The 20,604-nt window shown below is 71.0% G+C and carries 21 protein-coding genes and 1 tRNA gene; 15 read left to right on the top strand and 7 right to left on the bottom strand.

The annotated features are described in order from the left end of the window. Positions 1 to 8 precede the first annotated feature (8 nt). A complete protein-coding gene (locus FVP77_RS15020) occupies positions 9 to 497 on the top strand; it encodes a SprT-like domain-containing protein (RefSeq protein ID WP_147895363.1) in 489 nt (162 codons plus the stop codon). Positions 498 to 533: 36 nt separating this feature from the next. Next, positions 534 to 1,034, top strand: coding sequence for a hypothetical protein (locus tag FVP77_RS15015; RefSeq protein ID WP_147895362.1), 501 nt, complete (start codon positions 534 to 536; stop codon positions 1,032 to 1,034). 119 nt (positions 1,035 to 1,153) lie between these two features. Here the strand turns inward: FVP77_RS15015 and FVP77_RS15010 are convergent, their stop codons facing one another. From FVP77_RS15010 to FVP77_RS14990, 5 genes are all read right to left on the bottom strand, one after another. After that, positions 1,154 to 2,623: an ABC transporter permease gene (locus tag FVP77_RS15010; RefSeq protein WP_425463145.1), complete on the bottom strand. Its 1,470-nt coding sequence runs from the start codon at positions 2,621 to 2,623 to the stop codon at positions 1,154 to 1,156. Continuing rightward, complete coding sequence (locus FVP77_RS15005; protein ID WP_147895361.1) at positions 2,620 to 3,399, bottom strand: ABC transporter ATP-binding protein; 780 nt, start codon at positions 3,397 to 3,399, stop codon at positions 2,620 to 2,622. The genes FVP77_RS15010 and FVP77_RS15005 overlap by 4 nt, the downstream gene beginning before the upstream one ends. A gap of 81 nt (positions 3,400 to 3,480) precedes the next feature. Then, the gene (locus FVP77_RS15000; protein WP_147895360.1) at positions 3,481 to 5,055 is read right to left on the bottom strand and encodes a bifunctional phosphatase PAP2/diacylglycerol kinase family protein; all 1,575 of its coding nucleotides are present in this window, start codon (positions 5,053 to 5,055) and stop codon (positions 3,481 to 3,483) included. 56 nt (positions 5,056 to 5,111) lie between these two features. Beyond that, on the bottom strand, positions 5,112 to 5,765 hold the full coding sequence (locus FVP77_RS14995; protein WP_147895359.1) for a response regulator: 654 nt from the start codon (positions 5,763 to 5,765) through the stop codon (positions 5,112 to 5,114). Continuing rightward, a complete protein-coding gene (locus tag FVP77_RS14990) occupies positions 5,762 to 6,901 on the bottom strand; it encodes a sensor histidine kinase (protein ID WP_147895358.1) in 1,140 nt (379 codons plus the stop codon). Before FVP77_RS14990 ends, FVP77_RS14995 begins: the two co-directional genes overlap by 4 nt. Before the next feature lie 238 nt (positions 6,902 to 7,139). Here FVP77_RS14990 and FVP77_RS14985 point away from each other — a divergent pair, with 238 nt between their 5' ends. The 11 genes from FVP77_RS14985 to FVP77_RS14935 all read left to right on the top strand — a co-directional run bounded on the left by FVP77_RS14985 (position 7,140) and on the right by FVP77_RS14935 (position 18,292). Further along, positions 7,140 to 8,003, top strand: a complete 864-nt coding sequence (locus FVP77_RS14985; protein WP_147895357.1) for a nitrilase-related carbon-nitrogen hydrolase — start codon at positions 7,140 to 7,142, stop codon at positions 8,001 to 8,003. Positions 8,004 to 8,202: 199 nt separating this feature from the next. Continuing rightward, the gene (gene hydA, locus FVP77_RS14980; protein ID WP_147895356.1) at positions 8,203 to 9,633 is read left to right on the top strand and encodes a dihydropyrimidinase; all 1,431 of its coding nucleotides are present in this window, start codon (positions 8,203 to 8,205) and stop codon (positions 9,631 to 9,633) included. A gap of 8 nt (positions 9,634 to 9,641) precedes the next feature. Then, positions 9,642 to 10,658, top strand: coding sequence for a TIGR03842 family LLM class F420-dependent oxidoreductase (locus tag FVP77_RS14975; RefSeq protein ID WP_147895355.1), 1,017 nt, complete (start codon positions 9,642 to 9,644; stop codon positions 10,656 to 10,658). Between the two features lie 122 nt (positions 10,659 to 10,780). Then, complete coding sequence (locus tag FVP77_RS14970) at positions 10,781 to 11,608, top strand: ABC transporter permease (protein WP_246134155.1); 828 nt, start codon at positions 10,781 to 10,783, stop codon at positions 11,606 to 11,608. Continuing rightward, positions 11,608 to 12,408, top strand: coding sequence for an ABC transporter ATP-binding protein (locus FVP77_RS14965; RefSeq protein ID WP_147895354.1), 801 nt, complete (start codon positions 11,608 to 11,610; stop codon positions 12,406 to 12,408). Before FVP77_RS14970 ends, FVP77_RS14965 begins: the two co-directional genes overlap by 1 nt. Beyond that, on the top strand, positions 12,405 to 13,211 hold the full coding sequence (locus FVP77_RS14960) for an ABC transporter permease (RefSeq protein ID WP_147895353.1): 807 nt from the start codon (positions 12,405 to 12,407) through the stop codon (positions 13,209 to 13,211). The genes FVP77_RS14965 and FVP77_RS14960 overlap by 4 nt, the downstream gene beginning before the upstream one ends. Positions 13,212 to 13,296: 85 nt before the next feature. After that, a complete protein-coding gene (locus FVP77_RS14955) occupies positions 13,297 to 14,448 on the top strand; it encodes an ABC transporter substrate-binding protein (protein WP_147895352.1) in 1,152 nt (383 codons plus the stop codon). Between the two features lie 88 nt (positions 14,449 to 14,536). Next, complete coding sequence (locus tag FVP77_RS14950) at positions 14,537 to 15,859, top strand: aspartate aminotransferase family protein (RefSeq protein WP_147895351.1); 1,323 nt, start codon at positions 14,537 to 14,539, stop codon at positions 15,857 to 15,859. A 24-nt stretch (positions 15,860 to 15,883) separates the two neighbouring features. Beyond that, entirely contained in the window at positions 15,884 to 17,419 is a 1,536-nt protein-coding gene (locus FVP77_RS14945; RefSeq protein ID WP_147895350.1) for a CoA-acylating methylmalonate-semialdehyde dehydrogenase, read from the top strand. 87 nt (positions 17,420 to 17,506) lie between these two features. Next, positions 17,507 to 17,579, top strand: a tRNA-Arg gene (locus FVP77_RS14940). Positions 17,580 to 17,764: 185 nt separating this feature from the next. Next, positions 17,765 to 18,292, top strand: a complete 528-nt coding sequence (locus tag FVP77_RS14935) for a hypothetical protein (protein ID WP_147895349.1) — start codon at positions 17,765 to 17,767, stop codon at positions 18,290 to 18,292. A 78-nt stretch (positions 18,293 to 18,370) separates the two neighbouring features. On the opposite strand, the gene FVP77_RS14930 is transcribed toward FVP77_RS14935, so the two are convergent. Both FVP77_RS14930 and FVP77_RS14925 read right to left on the bottom strand, forming a co-directional pair. Then, complete coding sequence (locus FVP77_RS14930) at positions 18,371 to 18,937, bottom strand: asparagine synthase (RefSeq protein WP_147895348.1); 567 nt, start codon at positions 18,935 to 18,937, stop codon at positions 18,371 to 18,373. Between the two features lie 43 nt (positions 18,938 to 18,980). Next, complete coding sequence (locus tag FVP77_RS14925) at positions 18,981 to 19,412, bottom strand: YdeI/OmpD-associated family protein (RefSeq protein ID WP_147895347.1); 432 nt, start codon at positions 19,410 to 19,412, stop codon at positions 18,981 to 18,983. Between the two features lie 176 nt (positions 19,413 to 19,588). Between FVP77_RS14925 and FVP77_RS14920 the strand changes: the two genes are divergently transcribed. After that, positions 19,589 to 19,999, top strand: coding sequence for a DUF4383 domain-containing protein (locus tag FVP77_RS14920; protein ID WP_147895346.1), 411 nt, complete (start codon positions 19,589 to 19,591; stop codon positions 19,997 to 19,999). Positions 20,000 to 20,016: 17 nt separating this feature from the next. Further along, on the top strand, positions 20,017 to 20,598 hold the full coding sequence (locus tag FVP77_RS14915) for a hypothetical protein (protein WP_147895345.1): 582 nt from the start codon (positions 20,017 to 20,019) through the stop codon (positions 20,596 to 20,598). Positions 20,599 to 20,604 lie beyond the last annotated feature (6 nt).

The following is a 20,604-nucleotide window of genomic DNA, read 5'->3' as shown; positions in this document are numbered from 1 at the left end:
TCGCGAGCATGACCGAACCGCAGCGCGTTCGCACCTGGGCTGAGGCGCTTCTCGCCCTCCACCTCGATGCCTCGTGGTCGTTCGGCTTCGACAACGCGAAGCTGCGCGCGGGGGTCTGCGACTTCCGGCGCAAGCGCATCACCGTCTCGCGCTACCTCTCGGCGCGGCACGACGACGAAGAGAACCATCAGACCCTGCTCCACGAGGTCGCCCACGCGATCGCCGGCCCGGGTGCCGGCCACGGCCCTCGCTGGAAGGCGATCGCCCGTGATCTCGGCTACGTCGGCGGCACCACGCACCGCGGCGAGACCGCCGTCGAGCTCGCGCCCTGGGTGGGCGTCTGCCCCGCGGGGCACGTCGCGTACCGCCACCGCCGCGCGCCGCGGGCGACGTCGTGCTCGAAGTGCGCGCCGCGTTTCGATCTGCGGTACCTCTTCACCTGGACCAGGCGCGAGATCAGCTCCGCCGAACGGCTCGCCGCACGAACTCCGCGCTGAGGCGCCCCGGCGGTCGCCGCTGAGAGAGGATGAGGCATGCGCATCCTCCTGAAGCTCGTCATCGACTGCGACGCGGATGCGGCGTGGCGCGCCCTCCACTCCCCGACGGCGGTCGCCGAGCTCTACGGGCCGCTGATGCAGATGGCGCCGCTGGCCGATCCGCCGACCTCCTTCGAGACGGGCACCGACGCCCCGGTGAGCCTGAGCGTCGCCGGGATCGTGCCCGTCGGCAGTCAGCTCATCTCGGTGTCGGACCGCGAGACGACGGATGCGGCGGGCGCCCGCGTGCGCATCTTCCGCGACAGCGGCATGCCGCTCACCGGCCCCCTCGCCGCCCTCGACGTGTGGGACCACCAGATGGCCGTCTCGCCCGCCCCCGGAGATCCGACGCGCACCCTGTGGCGCGATCGCCTGGTGATCGGCGGCCGCGCCGCGCCGCTCCTCTGGCCGACGCTCTGGGCGGCGTGGCAGTGGCGCGCGGCGCGCCTGCGCGCCCTCGCCCCGACCTGGGCCCACGACCCCGAGCCCGGGGCCTGACCCGCTCGTCCCGACCGCGCGGGGTGCGCAGCATCCACTCCACCCCGTACAGCGCGAATCCACACCCCACGGCTGCGCGGAGGTGTGGACTCGAGCACGAATGTGTTCAGCGGATGCTGCTAATCGGCGAGCGCGGCGACGGGGGCGACGCGCGTGGCGAGGCGGGTCGGTACGACCGCGGCCACCAGGGTGAGCACCGCCGTGGCGACGACCACGGCGACCACGGGCCACAGCGGCACCGCCGGAGGAACGAACGTCGGCGAGAGCCACGCCGGCGGGAAGCGCACCGAGCCGAGCACCGACTGCGCGCCCGCCCAGCCGTAGGCGATGCCGAGCACCAGCCCCGTCGTGAGGGCGGCGATCGTGACGTGCGCGGCTTCGAGCAGCACCATGCGACGCACCTGCGCGTTCGACATCCCCAGCGCCCGGAGCAGCCCGAGCTCGCGTCGGCGCTGCACCACTCCGATGGTGAGGAGGTTGACCAGCCCCACGCCGGCGATCACCGCGCTCACCGCGACGAGCGTCATCATGATGGCCGAGAAGGAGTCGATGAGGGTCGCCATCCCGGGGTCGAGCTCTCCTCCGCTGGATGCCGTGAGAACGGCTTTGACCGTCTCGAGGGCGACGGCGAACATCGTCACGAGCGTCACTCCCATGACGACTCCGATCGCCATCCGCGACGAGCGCTCCGGATAGCGCAGGGCGTTCTCCGCCGCGAGTCGCGCCGTCGCCGAGCGACCGAAGAGGCGGCCGACCAGCCGAAGGACCGGCGGCATGACGAGGGTCGCCCCGAGGGCGAGCGCCGTGAACGAGAAGATGCCGCCGAGGAACGAGATCGCGACGCCCAGCGGCGTGACGAGACCCACCGCGATGCCCAGGGCGAGCATCCCCCCGCCGATCACGAACAGCACCAGGGCGGTGATGTTGCGGCCGCTCCGGCGCGCCACCGTCTCACGGGTCGGCTCCACCGAGCCGCCGAGCGCCTGCAGGGGCGTCACGGTCAGCACGCGGCGCGATCCGGCCCACGCGGCTCCCCAGGTCGTCAGGGCGACGACCACGACGGGGAGTGCCAGGAGCGGCTGCAGCAGCGTCGTGACGTCGTCGACCAGCACGAGGTCCATCATCTGCACCGCGAGCAGCGCTCCGCCGAGCGACAGCCCGACGCCGATGACGAACCCGAGCGCGGCGCCGATCGCCCCCACGATGAGTCCCTGCCGAGCGACCTCGGCGCGCTGCGCCTTGGCCGACGCGCCGATCAGGCGCAGCAGGGCGATCTGACGCGTGCGCCCGGCGACGACGGTGGCGAAGGTGTTGGCCGTGACGATCGCGGCGACGTAGACGGCGACGCCGACGAGCAGCACGGTGAGAAAGCCCAGGATGAAGACCAGCGTCTCGCTCTCCCCGATGAAGGGGTCCGAACGCAGCAGGAGGGAGATGAACGCGGTCGTCGACATGAGCACGACCGCGAAGGCGCTCGACAGGGCGGCGACGAGCACGCTCGCCCCCATCCCCCGCTCGCGCAACCATGCCAGCGGACGGGCGGATGCGGCGGGGCGCTGCACCGGCGCGTCCACCGCGACCGCGGTCACGCCGTCACCTCCGACGACAGGGCGCTCTCGGTCTCGAGCATGTAGGCGGCGATCTGCTCGGCGCTCTGACGCGGCTTGTCGGCGACGATCCGACCGTCGCCGAGGAACAGCACGCGGTCTGCGTGCGAGGCCGCCAGCGGATCGTGGGTCACCATCGCGATCGACTGCCCGTGGTCACGGCTGGCCGCGGCGAGGAGCCCCAGCACCTCCCGGCCCGAGCGGGAGTCGAGGTTGCCCGTGGGCTCGTCGGCGAAGACGAGGTCGGGCGCGGTCGCCAGCGCGCGAGCGATCGCGACGCGCTGCTGCTGACCGCCGCTGAGCTGGTGCGGGCGGTGGGTGAGGCGCGCGGTGAGGCCGAGCGTCTCGACGAGGCCGTCGATGCGCGCCCGCTCGATCGCCGACGGCCGGCGTCCGTCGAGGTCGAACGGCAGGAGGATGTTGCCGATCGCGTCGAGCGTCGGCACGAGGTTGAAGGCCTGGAAGACGAAGCCGACGCGGCGGCGACGCAGGAGGGTCAGCTCCAGGTCGCCGAGGCCGCTGATCTCGGTGTCGCCGATCCACGCGCGACCCGAGGTCGGAGCGTCGAGGCCTGCCATGACGTGCATCAGGGTCGACTTGCCCGAGCCGGAGGGGCCCATGATCGCGGTGAACTGTCCCCGGCGGATGCCGACCGAGACGCCGTCGAGAGCACGGACGGCGTTCTCGCCGCCACCGTAGGACTTGGTGAGCTGCTGCACCCGGGCGGCGAGCCCGAGATCTGTCGAGGTGATTTCCATGCCTTCGACGCTACGAATCGGGCCGGGCGCGCCGCGTCGCCCGAGCGACGCATTCGCGTACATCGCGAGGATGACGATCGCTCAGGGCGCGTAGACGTCCAGCGCGCTCGAGAGGGCTGCCAGACGCAGGACGTAGCCGTCGGCGGTCGAGGCGGGGGCGTCCTCGAGCTCACCGTCGTGAGCGAAGGGCACCACCTGTCCGTCGCGGAGCAGCACCCGCACGGCGACATCGCCGACGACCCGACGCTCCACGTCCGACGCCCGAGGCAGCAGGCGCAGCGTACGGAGGACGGCGGCCGTCCGTCGGCCGAAGGCGAGCGATCCGAAGGCACGCAGGCGGGAGTCCCGCGCATGCAGGATGCGGAGGTCGAGCTCCCCGGTCGACAGCCGGCGACGCTGCATCGTCGATACGCGGCCCGGATCGTTGCGGCCGACGCTCGCGAACACCGACCAGACCGACATCTGCTCACCGTCCATCTCCACCGTGATCGGCCGCGCTCGCCGGACGACGATCGCGGCGGCGACCACGGCGGCGATCCACTTGCCCCAGCGCGCCTGTCGTCGGATGCGCTCGGCCACGAAATCGGGGTATATGCCGACCGAGACGGTGTTGAGCACCGTGAGCGGCGTGTCGTCACCGACAGCGAGCGAGCCGACCCCCACCCGAAGACCTCGACCCGTGCTCGCCGCGTCGAGCCCGACGTCCAGCTCGTCGACACCGAGAGCGCGTACGAAGTGGTTGAAGGTACCGCCGGGCAGGCCCAGGAGCGGAAGCGAGTATTCCCGCGCCAGCTGTGCCATCCGTGCGACGGAGCCGTCGCCCCCGTAGGCGACCAGCACACGTGGCGGGGTCGCCGAGGCGACCTCCTCGCGCACGATGTCGTCCATCCGGTCATCCGGCCCCATCTCCCGGATACGCGCGCGGGGCAACCGCGAGGCGAAGACCGGCCGCGGGTCGGCGTGCAGCACCGAGGTGCCCGCCTCCTCGTTCAGCACGATGAGCAGGCCTTCGCCGTCTCGGGCCTCGGGCAGATCCACCCGCGTGCCCGTCTCGGCGACCGACGACTCGCTCTGCGGCCGGCGCGGGGGAAGGATCACCGCGCCGACCGCGGCGACGGCGGCGCCGATGCCGATCCCGCCCAGGACGTCGGACGCCCAATGGGCGCCGACGTGCACCCTCGAGTACGCGACCGCCGCGGCGAGCGGCGCCACCGCCGCGCCGACTGCGGGAGACTCCAGAGCGACACCCGTCACGAAGGCGGCCGCACTCGCGGAGTGCCCGGAGGGGAAGGATGCCGACGTCGGGTAGGACCCGAGCCTGCGACCGACCGGTACGTCCTTCCACAGCGGCCTGGGCCCACCGAACAGCCGTTTTCCGACGAGGTTCGCGAGAGCACTCGCCAGCACCAGCGACGCCGACCCCCGCAGAGCCGCACGCGGCTTGCCCGCGAGAGCGAGCACGCCGGCGATGGCGAACCACAGCATGCTGCGATTCGCCGCCCGTGACGCGATGCGGAACACCGTGTCTCCGACAGGTCCGACGCCGGCCGCATTGACCCGGCGATTGATCGATCGATCGGCTCGGCGCACCCACCGCGGCAGCACCCGCCGGCGACGGATCGAGAAGATCGGGTGCCGCAGTCGCTCCAGTCGCATGCTCTGAAGCTAGGCGATGCGCGCCGAGACAGAGGAGCCTTGCGGCCGCGCGGGCGTCATGCCAAGCCGTGCTCGAAGGCGAAGACGACGAGCTGCACGCGGTCACGGAGGGAGAGCTTCGCGAGGATGCGGCTGATGTGCGTCTTCACGGTGGCCTCGGAGAGATACTCGCGCGCGGCGATCTCGGCGTTGCTGAGCCCGCGGGCGGCGAGCGCGAAGATCTCGCGCTCGCGGTCGGTGAGCGTCTCGAAGGCGGCGGGAACGGGCACCGGCGCGGGGGTCGTGGCCGCGAACAGCTCGCGGGTGGCGGATGCGGCGATCACCGCCGATCCGGAATGCACCGTGCGGATCGCGGCCAGGAGGAACTCGGGATCGGCGTCCTTCAGCAGGAACCCGCTGGCGCCCTGGCGGATCGCTCGCGCGGCGGCCTCGTCGAGGTCGAAGGTCGTGAGCATGACGATGCGCGGCGGCCCTTCGACGTGCTCGGGAACCGGGTCGGCGAGGATCACGGCGGTCGCGGCGAGGCCGTCCATCCGCGGCATCCGGATGTCCATCAGCACCACGTCGGGGCGTGTCGCGCGGATGACATCGATGCCCTCGGCGCCGTCGGCGGCCTCGCCCACGACCTCGAGGTCGTCCTGCGAGTCGATCATCATGCGGATGCCCGCGCGGAAGAGCGCCTGGTCATCGACCAGCACCACTCGGATCATGACTCCACCCCCAGCGGGATCGTCGCCCGCACGACGAAGTCTGCGCCGTCGGCGCCGGCGTCGAGGCGCCCGCCGACGAGTTGTGCGCGCTCGCGCATGCCGATCAGGCCGTGGCCTCCGGGGGCGGGGTCGCCCGTCCGTCCGTTCGTGACCGTCAGGTCGACCCGCGTGGGCCACCACGCCAGCCGCACCGAGACGACCCCGCCGTCGCCGTGACGCAGGGCGTTCGTGAGCGCCTCCTGCAGGATGCGGTAGACGGCGAGCTGCACCGAAGCGGGTTGCTCGCGGGCGGGCGCCGGATCGACGTCGACCCTGAGCTCGACCCCGGCGGCGCGCACCTGCGTGTACAGCGCCTCGACGTCGGCGAGGGTCGGCTGCGGGCCCGGCGCCTGGCTGTGCCGCAGCTGCGTGAGCAGCAGTCGCACGTCGGCGAGCGCCGCACGGGCCGTGGTCGAGATCGTGCCGAGCGCGGTGGCGGCGGCGGTGGGGTCGGATGCTGCCGCATACCGCGCCCCGTCGGCCTGCGCGATCACGACCGTCAGCGAGTGCGCCACGACGTCGTGCATGTCGCGGGCGATGCGCACGCGCTCCTGCTCGGCCGCGGCCTGACCCTCGGCGAGCTCCTGCGCCCGCCGTGTCTCGCGACCGCGTATCGCGGTGCGCACGAGGGCTCCGGTCACCCACGACAGCAGCAGGGCGAACAGGGCGGCGACGAGCACCGCGATCGCCGTCGGGAGACTGTCGAATCCCACCGTGGTGAGCACGCCGAAGATGTACACGGTGATGACCACGGCGCCGCCGATGGCGGACGCGAAGCCGAGCCAGAACACCAGCCGCGAGCCGTACGCGGCGGTGACGTAGAGGACGGCGAACACGACGACGTCGACCGGTCGCGGCTGCTGCAGGAAGAGCATCTGCAGAACCGCGGCGAGCCAGGCGACGCCCAGCGCGAGGCCGGGCTGGAGCCGTCGAATGGCGAGCGCCACCGTGAAGAGCAACACCACCGCGCCCACCTGGACGGGGTCGGTCTGCTCGTAGCTCACCCCCATGACCTCGAGGAGCGCGGCGCACACCCCGAACACAGCGGCGAGGGACAGATCGAGGGCGATCTGGTACGGGCGGAGGGAGCGGAACATCGCTTTCACCGTACGCGTCGGGGCGGCCCCCGGCATCCGCCTCGCGATGTAGATGCCCGTCCCGCTCCGAGCCGCGTCATTGTGGGCGACCCGTCCCGTGCGGTAGGGATGCTGTTACGGACGCGTCACGAGCCGAAACCGCGCGGAAACGTCGGACGGTCAGGATGACAGAGGGCGATGGGGCCCCGGATGCGTCGTCTCGCGACGAGCCCCGCCAACGACCAGCACGGAGGCACCAATGACGCAGGCATCAGGCAACGTCGTTCGCGCGGCGATCACGCAGACCACCTGGACGGGCGACAAGCAGTCGATGCTCGACAAGCACGAGGGCTTCGCGCGCGACGCGGCCGCCGACGGGGCCCAGGTCGTCTGCTTCCAGGAGCTGTTCTACGGTCCGTACTTCGGCATCACGCAGGACAAGAAGTACTACGACTTCGCCGAGGCGGCCGACGGCCCCATCGTGCAGCGGTTCGCCGACCTCGCCCGGGAGCTCGGCACGGTGATGGTGCTTCCGATCTACGAAGAGGCGCAGACCGGCGTCTACTACAACACCTCGGTGCTCGTCGATGCCGACGGCACGATCCTCGGAAAGTACCGCAAGCACCACCTCCCCCACCTCGACCGGTTCTGGGAGAAGTTCTACTTCCGCCCGGGGAATCTCGGCTACCCGGTCTTCGACACCGCGGTCGGTCGGATCGGGATGTACATCTGCTACGACCGCCACTTCCCCGAGGGGTGGCGCGAACTCGGCCTGAACGACGCGCACATGGTGTTCAACCCCAATGCCACGAAGCCGGGGCTGTCCAACCGCCTCTGGGAGGTGGAGGGTCCGGCCGCGGCCGTGGCGAACGGGTACTTCGTGCTGCAGCCCAACCGCGTCGGCCGCGAGGACAACGAGTACGGCGACCTGGCCGTGGACTTCTACGGCACCAGCCAGGTGATCGACCCGCGCGGGAACTTCGTCGGCGAGCGCGGCTCGGGCGAGCACGAGGAGGTGCTGGTGCGCGACCTCGACCTCGACATGGTGCGGCAGATGCGCGACGACTGGCAGTTCTATCGGGATCGCCGCCCCGACTCCTACACCGGGATCGCGCAGCCGTGAACGCCGCGACTGCCCGGGCCATCGCCCGCCTCGAGTACCTCGGTTTCGGGTCCGCCTCCAGACCGAGCGGACCGATGGGGTCGGCGGCACCGCTGGCCCTGCCCCTGATCGACACGGGACTGGCGGAGGACGACCGAACGTCGTCCCGGGCATGCGGTGACGCCGATGCCATCGCGCAGCGAGCGACGGAGGTCGAGCGATGAAGACTCTCATCACGGGCGGCACCGTCGTCACGGCGACCGGCTCGAGCCTGGCCGACGTGCTGGTCGACGGCGAGACGATCGCCGCGGTGCTGGCGCCGGGATCGGCGCTGCTGGGCTTCGACGTCGCCGCGAACGTCGACACGGTGATCGACGCGACGGGCAAGTACGTGATCCCCGGCGGCATCGATGCGCACACCCACATGGAGCTGCCGTTCGGCGGCACGAACGCCTCCGACACCTTCGAGACGGGCACCCGGGCCGCGGCCTGGGGCGGCACGACCACGATCGTCGACTTCGCCGTGCAGAAGACCGGTGAGCGCGTGCAGGACGGGCTCGCCGCGTGGCACGAGAAGGCCGCCGGCAACTGCGCGATCGACTACGGGTTCCACCAGATCATCGGCGGCGTCGACGACGCGTCGCTGCGGGCGATGGACTCGCTGGTCGACGAGGGGATCACGAGCTTCAAGCTGTTCATGGCCTACCCCGGCGTCTTCTACTCCGACGACGGACAGATCCTGAAGGCCATGCAGAAGTCGGCCGAGACGGGCCTGCTCACGATGATGCACGCCGAGAACGGCCCGGCGATCGACGTGCTCGCCGCCCAGCTCGCCGAGGCCGGCAAGGTCGCGCCGTACTACCACGGCATCGCCCGCGCCTGGCAGATGGAGGAGGAGGCGACGCACCGCGCCATCATGCTCGCGAACCTCACCGGCGCTCCGCTCTACGTCGTGCACGTGTCGGCCAAGCAGGCCGTCGACCAGCTCGCCTGGGCGCGCGACCAGGGCTGGAACGTGTTCGGCGAGACCTGTCCGCAGTATCTCTACCTCTCGCTCGAGGACCAGCTCGGCGCCTTCAGCGAAGAATGGGGCGCCTTCGAGGGCGCGAAGTGGGTGTGCTCGACACCGCTGCGCAGTCGCGCCGAGGGCCACCAGCACCACATGTGGCAGGCGCTGCGCACGAACGACGTGCAGATGGTCTCGACCGATCACTGCCCGTTCTGCATGAAGGGTCAGAAGGAGCTCGGAAGGAACGACTTCCGCGCCATCCCCAACGGCATCGGCTCGGTGGAGCACCGGATGGACCTCATGTACCAGGGCGTCGTCACCGGCGAGCTGACCCTCGAGCGCTGGGTGGAGCTCACCAGCACGACCCCGGCGCGCATGTTCGGCATGTACGGCAAGAAGGGCGTCATCCAGCCGGGAGCCGACGCCGACATCGTCGTCTACGACCCGAACGGTCGCACGGAGATCAGCGCAGCATCCCACCACATGAACATGGACCACTCGGCCTGGGAGGGGTTCCAGATCGACGGCCACGTCGACACCGTGCTCTCGCGCGGACGCGTGATCGTCGACGACGGCGCCTACCGCGGCGCCAAGGGCGACGGCCGGTTCGTCAAGCGCGGACTCAGCCAGTACCTGATCTAGGGGGAACCATGGACTTCGGCGTCGTTCTGCAGACCAATCCGCCCGCCTCGCGGGTGATCCACCTCTCCCAGCTGGCCGAGGCGCACGGGTTCTCGCACGTGTGGACGTTCGACTCCCACCTGCTGTGGGAGGAGCCCTACGTCATCTACTCGGCGATCCTCGCCGCCACGCGCCGCGTGACGATCGGACCGCTCGTGACCAACCCCGCCACGCGCGACTGGACCGTGACGGCCTCGATCTTCGCGACGCTGAACGAGATGTACGGCAACCGCACGGTGTGCGGCATCGGGCGCGGCGACTCCGCCGTGCGGGTGACCAACGGACGCCCGTCGACGATGACCGAGCTGCGCGACTCGATCCACGTCATCCGCGAGCTCGCGAACTCGCGGCCCGTCGAGTACAAGGGCGCGACCCTGCAGTTCCCGTGGAGCCGCGGCTCCGAGCTCGACGTCTGGGTCGCCGCCTACGGGCCGATGGCGCTGAAGCTCACGGGCGAGGTCGCCGACGGGTTCATCCTGCAGCTCGCCGACGTCGACATCGCGGCATGGATGATCAAGACGGTGCGGGATGCTGCGGCGGCCGCCGGGCGCGACCCCGACGCGATCGCCTTCTGCGTCGCAGCTCCCATGTACATCGGCACCGACCGGTCCCACATGATCGACCAGACACGCTGGTTCGGCGGGATGGTCGGCAACCACGTCGCCGACATCGTGGCGAAGTACGGCGCCCACGGCTCGGTGCCCGACGCCCTCACCGACTACATCGCGGGACGCACCGGCTACGACTACAACTCCCACGGGAAGGCCGGCAACGACCACGTCGACTTCGTCCCCGACGAGATCGTCGAGCGCTTCTGCATCCTCGGCACCGCCGAGGAGCACATCGCGAAGCTCGAGCAGCTGCGCGCGCTCGGGGTGACCCAGTTCGCCGGCTACCTGCAGCACGACAACAAGGAGGAGACCCTCCGGGTCTACGGCGAGACCGTCATCCCCGCGCTCCAGCAGCACGTGACGGCGAAGGCGTGACGCCCGCGCCCGACTTCGCCGAAGCGACGATCGTCGCGTCCGCGCCGCGGCGCCCGCGCGGTCCGCGGGGCCGGGGGTCGGGCGCTCGAACGGGTGCGTCCTGGGGCTGGGGGCTCACCGGCCTGCTCGTGATCGTCGCTCTGTGGGAGGGCTACAAGCTCCTCGGCCCCGACGACGGCGTCGTGATCGCGGGGACGCGCGTGCTCCCCCGCACCACCGATCTCGCCATGCCCCACATCTGGGACATGATCGTGCGGCTGGCCGAACCCGTCACCCGTGCGCCCGACTCCCCGCCGCTGTGGGGCGTGATCGCCCTGGGCGCCCTGACGACTCTCGGCATCGCCGCGGCCGGCTGGCTGCTGGGTCTCGTCGTGGGAGTCGGGCTCGCCCTGGTGATGCAGCGCTGGCGCCTGGCGGAGTGGGGGCTCCTCCCCTGGATCGTCCTGAGCCAGACGGTTCCGCTCATCGCCTTCGCTCCGCTGGTCAAGAGCTGGGGGTCGCAGCTCTCGCGCGGCGGCGTCGACTGGCAGGACTGGATGTCGGTCGCGCTGATCGCGTCGTATCTGGCGTTCTTCCCGATCGCCGTCGGCGCATTGAAGGGGCTGCAGTCGCCCGACCGCATCCACGTCGAGCTGTTCCATACGTACGCGGCGGGGTACTGGGGCGAACTCTGGTCCCTCCGCCTGCCGGCGGCCGTCCCCTACCTCCTCCCCGCGCTCCGACTCGGAGCGGCCAACGCCGTGATCGGGGCGGTCGTCGCGGAGGTGTCCACCGGCCTCCAGGGCGGGATCGGGCGCCTCCTGGTGCAGTTCGCCGGCCAGGCTTCGGGTGACCCGGCGAAGGCGTGGGGGCCGATCTTCGGCGCGGTCGCGCTCGGGCTGGTCGCCGCCGGATCCGTCGCGCTGCTGGGCGTGACGCTGAAGAACTTTCGACGCGGGGAGGCGCTCTGATGACCGCAGCGGTGCAGATCACGGGGGTGTCGAAGACGTTCGACACCCGGGACGGCCAGGTCACAGCGCTCGCGGGCGCCGACCTCACCGTCGCGGAGGGCGAGTTCGTCTCGCTCATCGGGCCGTCGGGATGCGGCAAGTCCACGCTCCTGCGTCTCATCGCCGACCTCGACGCGCCCACCTCGGGAACGATCGAGGTCTTCGGGAAGAGCGCGGAGCGCGCGCGGCGCGACCAGGAGTACGGGATCGCCTTCCAGCAGGCAGGGCTCCTCCCCTGGCGGACGGTCGCCGACAACATCGCGCTGCCCCTCGAACTCCACGGCGTCGGCGGCTCCGCGCGCCGCACACGGGTCGCGGAGCTCGCCGATCTCGTCGGACTCACCGACTTCACCGGCAGCTACCCCGACCAGCTCTCCGGCGGCATGCAGCAGCGCGTCGCCATCGCCCGCGCGCTGGCGGAACGGCCCCGCCTGCTCCTCATGGACGAGCCGTTCGGCGCGCTCGACGAGATGACACGCGAGCACATGCAGGGCGAGCTCGCGCGGATCGCCGCCGACACCGGAGCCGCCGTGGTGTTCGTCACCCACTCGATCCCCGAGGCGGTCTTCCTCTCCGACCGGGTCGTCGTGATGTCGCCGCGCCCCGGACGGATCACCGAGACGGTGCAGGTGCGGCTCGGCGATCACCGCGACGACGCCCTGCGCGAGGACGCCACCTTCTTCGAACGGGTCACCGCGGTGCGGGCGGCCCTGCACGGCACACCCGAGCACTCCGCCGCCCGCGGAGCGGAGACGCGATGACCTCGACCGCACCGGGGCGCACCGGCTGGACCCCCGCGGTCGAGGCGCGGCTGCGCATACTGCTCCCCCTCGGCGTCGGCGTCGTCGCGCTCGTCGGGTGGCAGCTCCTCGTCACCGTCGGAGGCGTGTCGGACTACCTCCTTCCGAGCCCGGCGGCGATCGCCGCCGAGGTCGTCGAGTTCTGGCCGGCGATCTCGAGCGCCGCCCTCGTGACCGGCACCAATGCGCTCGTGGGTCTCGTGGTGGGGAGCGCGATCGCCCTCCTCCTGGGCGCGCTCGCGTCGCAGTGGCGTCCCATCGATTCGATGTCGGCGCCGGTGGTGGCCGCGCTCGCCGTCGTGCCGATCGTCGCCTTGGCACCGGTGCTCAACTCGATGTTCGGCGCCGACAGCCAGTTCGGCCGCCAGGCGATCGCCGCGCTCGCATCCTTCGTGCCGATCTTCGTCAACACGCTGCGTGGCCTGCGCCAGACGCGGGCCGTGCATCGCGATCTGCTGCGCGCCTACGCGGCGAGCGCCGGGCAGACCTTCCGCACCGTCACCTTCCCCACCGCGGTCCCCTACGTGACGACGGGGGTGCGCATCGCCAGCTCACTCGCGGTGATCTCCGCGCTGGTCGCGGAGTACTTCGGCGGCCCTCGCGGGGGGCTCGGCACCTTCATCTCGACCTCGGCCGCGACCAGCGCCTACGCGCGGGCGTGGGCCTACGTGGCCGCGGGCATCGTCGTCGGCCTCGTGTTCTACCTCGGAACGGCCCTGCTCGAACGGATCGTCCGCGCACGCATCCCGTCGGACGCGCGATGACGCGCCGCGTCCGACCCGCCCTCGTCCTCGACACACCGAGAGGTCGCCCGAGCACCACCGCACTGAGTACCAGAAAGGAACGATCATGACGCACAGCACACGTCGCGCACTCGCGGCCGGAGCATTCGCCCTGTCGGCCACCGTCATCCTCGCCGCCTGCTCCGGAGGGGGCGGCGGCGGATCATCCGACGCCGAATCCGAGGGCGGGCTCACGCCGGTCACCCTGCAGCTGCAGTGGCTGCCGCAGGCCCAGTTCGCCGGCTACTTCGCCGCCGTCGAGCAGGGATTCTTCGAGGAGGAGGGGCTGGACGTCGAGATCGTGCCCTCCGGCGGCGACATCGTGCCGCAGGACGCCCTCGCCAACGGCGACGCCGACTTCGCGATCGCCTGGGTGCCGAAGGTGCTGGGGTCGATCGAGGCCGGCGCGAACCTCACCGACATCGCGCAGATCTTCCAGCGCTCCGGCACCCTGCAGGTCTCGTGGGCCGACTCCGGCATCGATTCGGTGGCCGACTTCGAGGGCAAGCGGATCGGCTCGTGGGGCTTCGGCAACGAGTGGGAGATCTTCGCGGCGATGGCCGCGGAGGGCCTCGACGCGAGCACCGTGCAGATCATCACGCAGGACTTCAACATGAACGCCTTCCTGCAGGGCGACATCGACGCAGCCCAGGCGATGACGTACAACGAGTACGCGCAGCTGCTCGAGACCGTGAACCCCGACACCGGCGAGCTGTACGTGCCCGAGGACTTCGAGGTCATCAGCTATGAGGACACCGAGGGAGCGATGCTGCAGGACGCCATCTGGGCCGACACCGAGCGGCTCGAGTCCGACGAGGCCTACGCCGAGACGGCCGTGTCGTTCCTCAAAGCCGTGGTGAAGGGCTGGGCGTTCGCGCGCGACAATCCGCAGGATGCCGCGGACATCACCCTCGCATCGGGGTCGGGCTGGGGTCCGAGCCACGAGCTGTGGATGATGAACGAGACGAACAAGCTGATCTGGCCCGCTGATGCGGGCATCGGGATCATCGACGAGGCGGCCTGGAAGCAGACCGTCGACGGGGCGATGGCTGCGGTCAACGAGACCGGCGCGCACCTCATCACCGCCGAACCGCCGGCGACCGCGTACTCGAACGAGTACATCCAGCGAGCCCTCGACGAACTCGAGGCCGACGGTGTCGACATCACGGGCGGCAGCTTCTCGCCCATCGAGGTGACCCTCGAAGAGGGCGGAAGCTGAGAACCCTCCTCGTTCGGGGGTCGGGGCTTCCGCTCCGGCCTCCGAACGACGAACGTAGAGGTACAGGCCGTGGGCGAAGGAGCGACGCATGACCGATGAGACGACCGACCTCGACGCGAGGACCAAGGACCTCGACCGCGCGCACGTCTTCCATTCGTGGTCGGCGCAGGCAGCGCTCGATCCGATGGTGATCGCGGGAGGCTCCGGCACCACCGTCTGGGATCACGCCGGCACCCGCTATCTGGACTTCTCCAGCCAACTCGTGAACGTGAACATCGGCCATCAGCATCCGGCCGTCGTCCGTGCCATCCAGGAGCAGGCGGCGACCCTCGCGACCATCGGTCCCGCGACGGCGAACCTCGCACGGGGAGAGGCTGCGCGACGCATCGTCGAACGGGCGCCCGACGGATTCGAGAAGGTCTTCTTCACCAACGGCGGCGCCGACGCGAACGAGAACGCCATCCGGCTCGCGCGACTGCACACCGGTCGCGACACGGTGCTGTCGACCTACCGCTCGTACCACGGCAACACCGGGGCCGCGATCGTCTCCACCGGCGACTGGCGGCGCATCCCGAACCGGTACGCCCGCGGGCACGTGCACTTCTTCGGCCCCTACCTGTACCGCACCGAGTTCTGGGCCGCGAGCCCCGAGGAGGAGTGCGAGCGCGCGCTCCGCCACCTCGAGCGCGTGATCCAGGCCGAAGGCCCCACCACGGTCGCCGCGATCCTGCTCGAGACGATCCCCGGCACCGCCGGCGTGCTCGTTCCCCCGCCGGGATACCTCGCCGGCGTCCGCGCGCTGGCCGACCGGTACGGAATCGTGCTCATCCTCGACGAGGTCATGGCCGGGTTCGGACGCACCGGCCGCTGGTTCGCCTTCGACGGCTACGACGTCATGCCCGACCTCATCACCTTCGCCAAGGGGGTGAACTCCGGCTACGTCCCGGTCGGCGGCGTGATCATCTCCGACCCGATCGCGGCGCAGTTCGACGAAGAGGTCTTCCCCGGCGGACTCACCTACAGCGGTCACCCCCTCGCCGCGGCCTCGATCATCGGCGCCCTCGACGCGATGGCCGACGAAGGCATCGTCGACCACGCGGCACGTGTCGGCTCCGAGTCGATCGGCCCGGCTCTGCACGCCCTCGCCGAACGGCACGACGTGATCGGGGAAGTCCGCGGCGAGGGCGTCTTCTGGGCGCTCGAGCTCGTCGCCGACCGCGCCACGCGCGAGCCGCTCCCGGCCGCGGCGATGGGCTCGCTCAAGAGCGGTCTCGTCGCCCGGGGGCTCCTCCCCTTCGTGTCCGAGAACCGCATCCACGTCGTACCGCCCTGCGTGGTCACCACAGCCGAGGTCGATCAGGCCGCCGCCATCTACGACGAGGCCTTCACCGACCTCGCCCGCGCTCGCTGACGAGCGCCCTCAGAAAGGAACACCATGGCCGACACCGCACTCGCGGCTCCCGCCTCCGCAGCATCCGACACCGTCGTGCTCGACCACTGGGTCGACGGCGCACCGTGGCCCGGCTCGTCCGACCGCACGGGCCCGGTCTTCGACCCGGCGCGCGGCGTCGTGCAGAAGGAGGTGCGGTTCGCGTCGACCGAAGACGTGGCGGATGCCGTCGCCTCCGCCTCGCGCGCGGCCGCCGCGTGGCGCGACTCGAGCATCTCGAAGCGCACGCAGGTGCTGTTCGCGTTCCGTGAGCTGGTGAACGCGAGGAAGGACGAGCTCGCCGCGATCCTCACCTCCGAGCACGGAAAGGTCACCTCCGATGCCCTCGGCGAGATCGCGCGCGGCCTCGAGGTGATCGAGTTCGCCTGCGGTGTCGGCACGCTCAACAAGGGCGCCTACTCCGAGAACGTCTCCACCGGCGTCGACGTCTACACGCTGCGGCAGCCGCTCGGCGTCGTCGGGATCATCAGCCCGTTCAACTTCCCGGCCATGGTGCCGATGTGGTTCTTCCCGCTCGCGCTCGCGGCGGGCAACGCTGTCGTGCTCAAGCCGAGCGAGAAGGATCCGTCCGCGGCGAACTGGATGGCTGCCCGCCTGAAGGAGGCGGGCCTGCCCGACGGCGTCTTCTCGGTCGTGCACGGAGACAAGACGGCGGTCGACGCCCTCCTCGAGCACCCCGATGTCCGCGCGATCTCGTTCGTCGGCTCGACCCCGATCGCGCGCTACGTCTACGAGACGGGCACCCGCCTCGGCAAGCGCGTGCAGGCGCTCGGCGGCGCGAAGAACCACATGCTCGTCCTCCCTGACGCCGACCTCGACCTCACCGCCGACGCGGCGGTGAACGCCGGCTTCGGCTCGGCAGGCGAGCGCTGCATGGCGGTGTCGGTCGTGCTCGCCGTCGACACGGTCGCCGACGCGCTCATCGAGAAGGTGCGCGAGCGCATGGGGAGGCTCACGATCGGCGACGGCACTCGCGGTACCGACATGGGCCCGCTGATCACCGCCGCCCACCGCGACAAGGTCGCGTCGTACATCGACGTGGCCTCCGGTGACGGGGCCGACGTCGTGATCGATGGGCGCGGTGTCGCCGTCGACGGCGACGCCGACGGGTTCTGGCTCGGACCGACCCTGCTCGACCGCGTGCCGACGGCCTCGGCCGCCTACCGCGAGGAGATCTTCGGGCCGGTGCTGTCGGTCATCCGCGTCGCCGGATACGAGGAGGGGCTGGAGATGATCAACTCGGGCGCCTTCGGCAACGGCACCGCGATCTTCACGAACGACGGCGGCGCCGCCCGCCGCTTCCAGCACGAGGTGCAGGTCGGCATGATCGGCGTGAACGTGCCGATCCCCGTGCCGGTGGCGTACCACTCGTTCGGAGGCTGGAAGGCGTCGCTGTTCGGCGACGCGAAGGCCTACGGCACGCACGGGTTCGACTTCTTCACGCAGGAGAAGGCGGTCACCTCGCGCTGGCTCGATCCCTCGCACGGCGGCCTGAACCTGGGCTTCCCGCAGCACGAGTGAGCCGTCGGTGCCGTCTCGATTCGCGACCGCGTTCTGCGTAGGGTAAGCTCGCTCGAGGCCCCCGCACCGTTTCGTGTTGGGGGTCGCGCGCCCGTAGCTCAATGGATAGAGCATCTGACTACGGATCAGAAGGTTAGGGGTTCGAGTCCCTTCGGGCGCACACTGTGTTGAGACAGTGACAGGCTCCGGCCCTCGCGAAAGCGGGGGCCGGAGCCTTTTTCTCTGCCCTTGTTTCCTCCGAGAGTCCACAACACCCGGAGCGCACCGTGCGCTCGTCCGGGTGTTCTGGGCTTTCACGCGGGCGGACGGGCGCTCGGGCGCCCGGGCTCTGCGAGCATGGGGGGAATGAGCTATCGCACCGCCGACGAGACCGCCGAGCACGGTGCACGCCGCATCACCCTCCGCGTCGCCGCGCCCTTCGATGAGCTGCGCGCCCGCATCGAGGCCGAGGTGCCCGAGCTCGACCGCGCCGACCTCGACGCGGTCGCGCAGGGTCGCACCCCGTGGGACGACTTCGTGCGCGGCCTCTCCTGGGAGGCGCCGAACGGATTCGTCCGACTGCCGACCGACGACCTGGGCCGGGTCCTGAGCGTGGCGGGAAGGGATGCTGCGGCCGTAGGCTACCGGCTCATGGACTGGGCGGCGGCCGCCCGCATCCATCGGATCGAGCCGGCCGCCCTGCTCTACCTGCCCGTGCGGATGCTGCTGGTCGCGCGGGGCGACGAGGTCGCCCTGACCCTTGAGCAGCCTGGCCTGCACCTGGCGAGCTTCGGCCTCAACAAGCTCACCCAGGCGGGCGTCGAGCTCGATCGGCGCCTCGGCGACCTGCTCGAGGCGCTCGACATCGCGCGCCCGGCGGCGCTTCGACGCTGACCCGGTTCGGGGCGCGTTCCTCTCCTCGGGGCGCGGAATGTCGGGCCCCGAACGGAGACCTGCGCCCCGAAGCGAGCGTCAGGCGCCGTCGGCGCGCGCCTGCTGGGCCTTCTTCTTGGCCTGCGACGCGAGCCGGGCGAGGTCGATCATGCGGAGCGAATCCATGCGGGCCTTGCGCATCGTCTCGTACTCGGGGTCGGAGTCGGCCGTCATCGCCTCGACGTTCAGCCGGCGGGCGAGGTTCGACTCCACATCGCCCCACGCGGCATCGCGCGCGCTCTCGAGCAGCGCGCTCACGCGGGCCTCGTCGCCCGCCCAGGCACGCAGCTCCGCGGCGACGCCCAGGTACTGCTTGCGACGGCGGCGCAGGTTCGCGGTGTCGCGGTCGCGGTAGTCGTGCGTGCCCGACGAGGTCGAGAACTTCCCCCAGGCGCCGCGCCGCAAGCGCCGTGCCCGGTCGGCGGCGCGCTCCTGCTCGGCGGCGAGCCCGAGCAGCGTCTCGCGGGTGATCTCGCCGAACGCGTCGGCGTCGAACTGCCCGCCATCGGCGATCGTGTCGACGAGGATGCGGTTGCGCACGATCAGCCGTGCGGCCGCTGCGGCGATCGAGACGCCCTCGGCGACAGCATCCGACGTCTTCCCCACGGCACACCTCCTCTAGACGAGGCTAGCGCGACCGCGGCCGGGCTCAGACGGAGAGCTTCGCCACGATGGACTGGATGCGGCGTTCCCGCGTCTCGGCGGTCTTCGCGCCCTCGACGTTGGTGACGTGCGCCTTGCGCTGGCTCGGCGCGAGCGCGTCGAACAGGTCTCGCGAACCGGCTTCGGCGAGGGCCGTCGCGAGGTCGTCGGGCAGCTCGACCGTTCGCGGCGCCGTGTCGAGGGCGAGCTCGACCGTGATCGCGTCTCCCCCGCCGAGGCCGGTCTCGGCGCGCTTGTCGGACGAGAACGGGATCAGGTGGCGCCCTCCCATCACCCCGACCGTGCTGCGGTAGGTGAACCCGTTGACCGTCACGGTCACGGCGGGGCGTCTGCCGCCGCCGAGCTCCTCGATCAGCTCGGGAGGCACCTCGATGCCCGTGTTGTTCCCGCTCTGGAAAAGTGCCGTCTCGAACTTCATGCGAGAAGTGTGGCAGTCCGCGGATACCGCGTCGGACCGGCGCGCGCAACCCCCGCGATTCGAGGCCCGATCAGGCCATAGCTTCGAACCTGGGAGAACGCCCAATCCGATCTTCCACCCGATACGAATCATTCTCAGATGCGGCGCCGGTCGCATCCTGAACAAGGAGGTCCCTCATGGGCTCGTCACCGAACCGCATCGTCGCCACCATCTTCGGCGCCGTCTACCTGCTCGTCGGTCTGCTCGGCTTCGCCGTGACCGGCGGCGTGGGTTTCATCGCCACCGAGGGAGGCCTTCTCCTCGGCATCTTCGAGGTGAACCCGCTGCACAACATCGCCCACCTCCTCATCGGCGCGGCGCTCCTGATCGCCGGTCTCGCCAACGTCCGCGCCGCGAAGGGCGTCAACACCACGGTGGGCGCCGTCTACCTGCTCCTGGGTGTCGTCGGCTTCTTCCTCGTCGGAACCGCCGCGAACATCCTCGCGCTGAACGTGGCCGACCACTTCCTCCACCTCGCCAGCGCGGTCGTTCTGCTCGGTGTCGGCCTCGCCGCCGACAAGAACGTTCCCCGAACCGCCGCGATCTGATCGAACGACTCACCACCGTGACTGTTCACGCGAACACCCCCACGGTCGTGACGGCTCATCGAGCCCGTCCGGCCGTGGGGTCGTCCGGCTTCACCGCATCGTGGCCCTCGGTCGCGGCCTGGGGCGCCGGACTCATCCAAGCCGCCCTCGGCGCCGGCGCGATCGTCGGAGCCAGCTCCACGTTCAGCGACCGGGCTGTCGGAGTGGTGCTGGTCAGCCTCGGCGTGCTCTCGCTCTTCTGGGGCGGGGCCAACCTCGTCGCCTCCCGTCTCGTCGCTCCCCCGCTCGCGCTGGCCGGGGCCGTCGCGGGCGTGCTGGCGATGTTCGGACTGCTCGCCGTCGCACCCTCCCACACGGGCGTCTACGCGATCGCCGCGGGCACCTTCCTCCTGCTGATCGTCGGCGGCGCCTGCGCCGTGGTGGTCCGTCGCGGCGCGGACAAGCCCCGCGACGTCGGGGCGCTCCGCGGACTCCTCGGCATGCTGGTGGCCGCGGCGATCATCGCCGTGATCGTCACCCCCGCGCTCGGCGCGGCGCAGGACGCCGTGCTCCTCACCGACGACGGCACAGTGCCCGTCGTGACGCACGACGGGCACTGATACTCG

The organism is Microbacterium hatanonis (genome assembly GCF_008017415.1).
GTDB classification, from domain to species: Bacteria; Actinomycetota; Actinomycetes; order Actinomycetales; family Microbacteriaceae; genus Microbacterium; species Microbacterium hatanonis.
The sequence above is the reverse complement of the archived record's forward strand: the minus strand, read 5'-3'. Positions and strand labels throughout refer to the sequence as shown.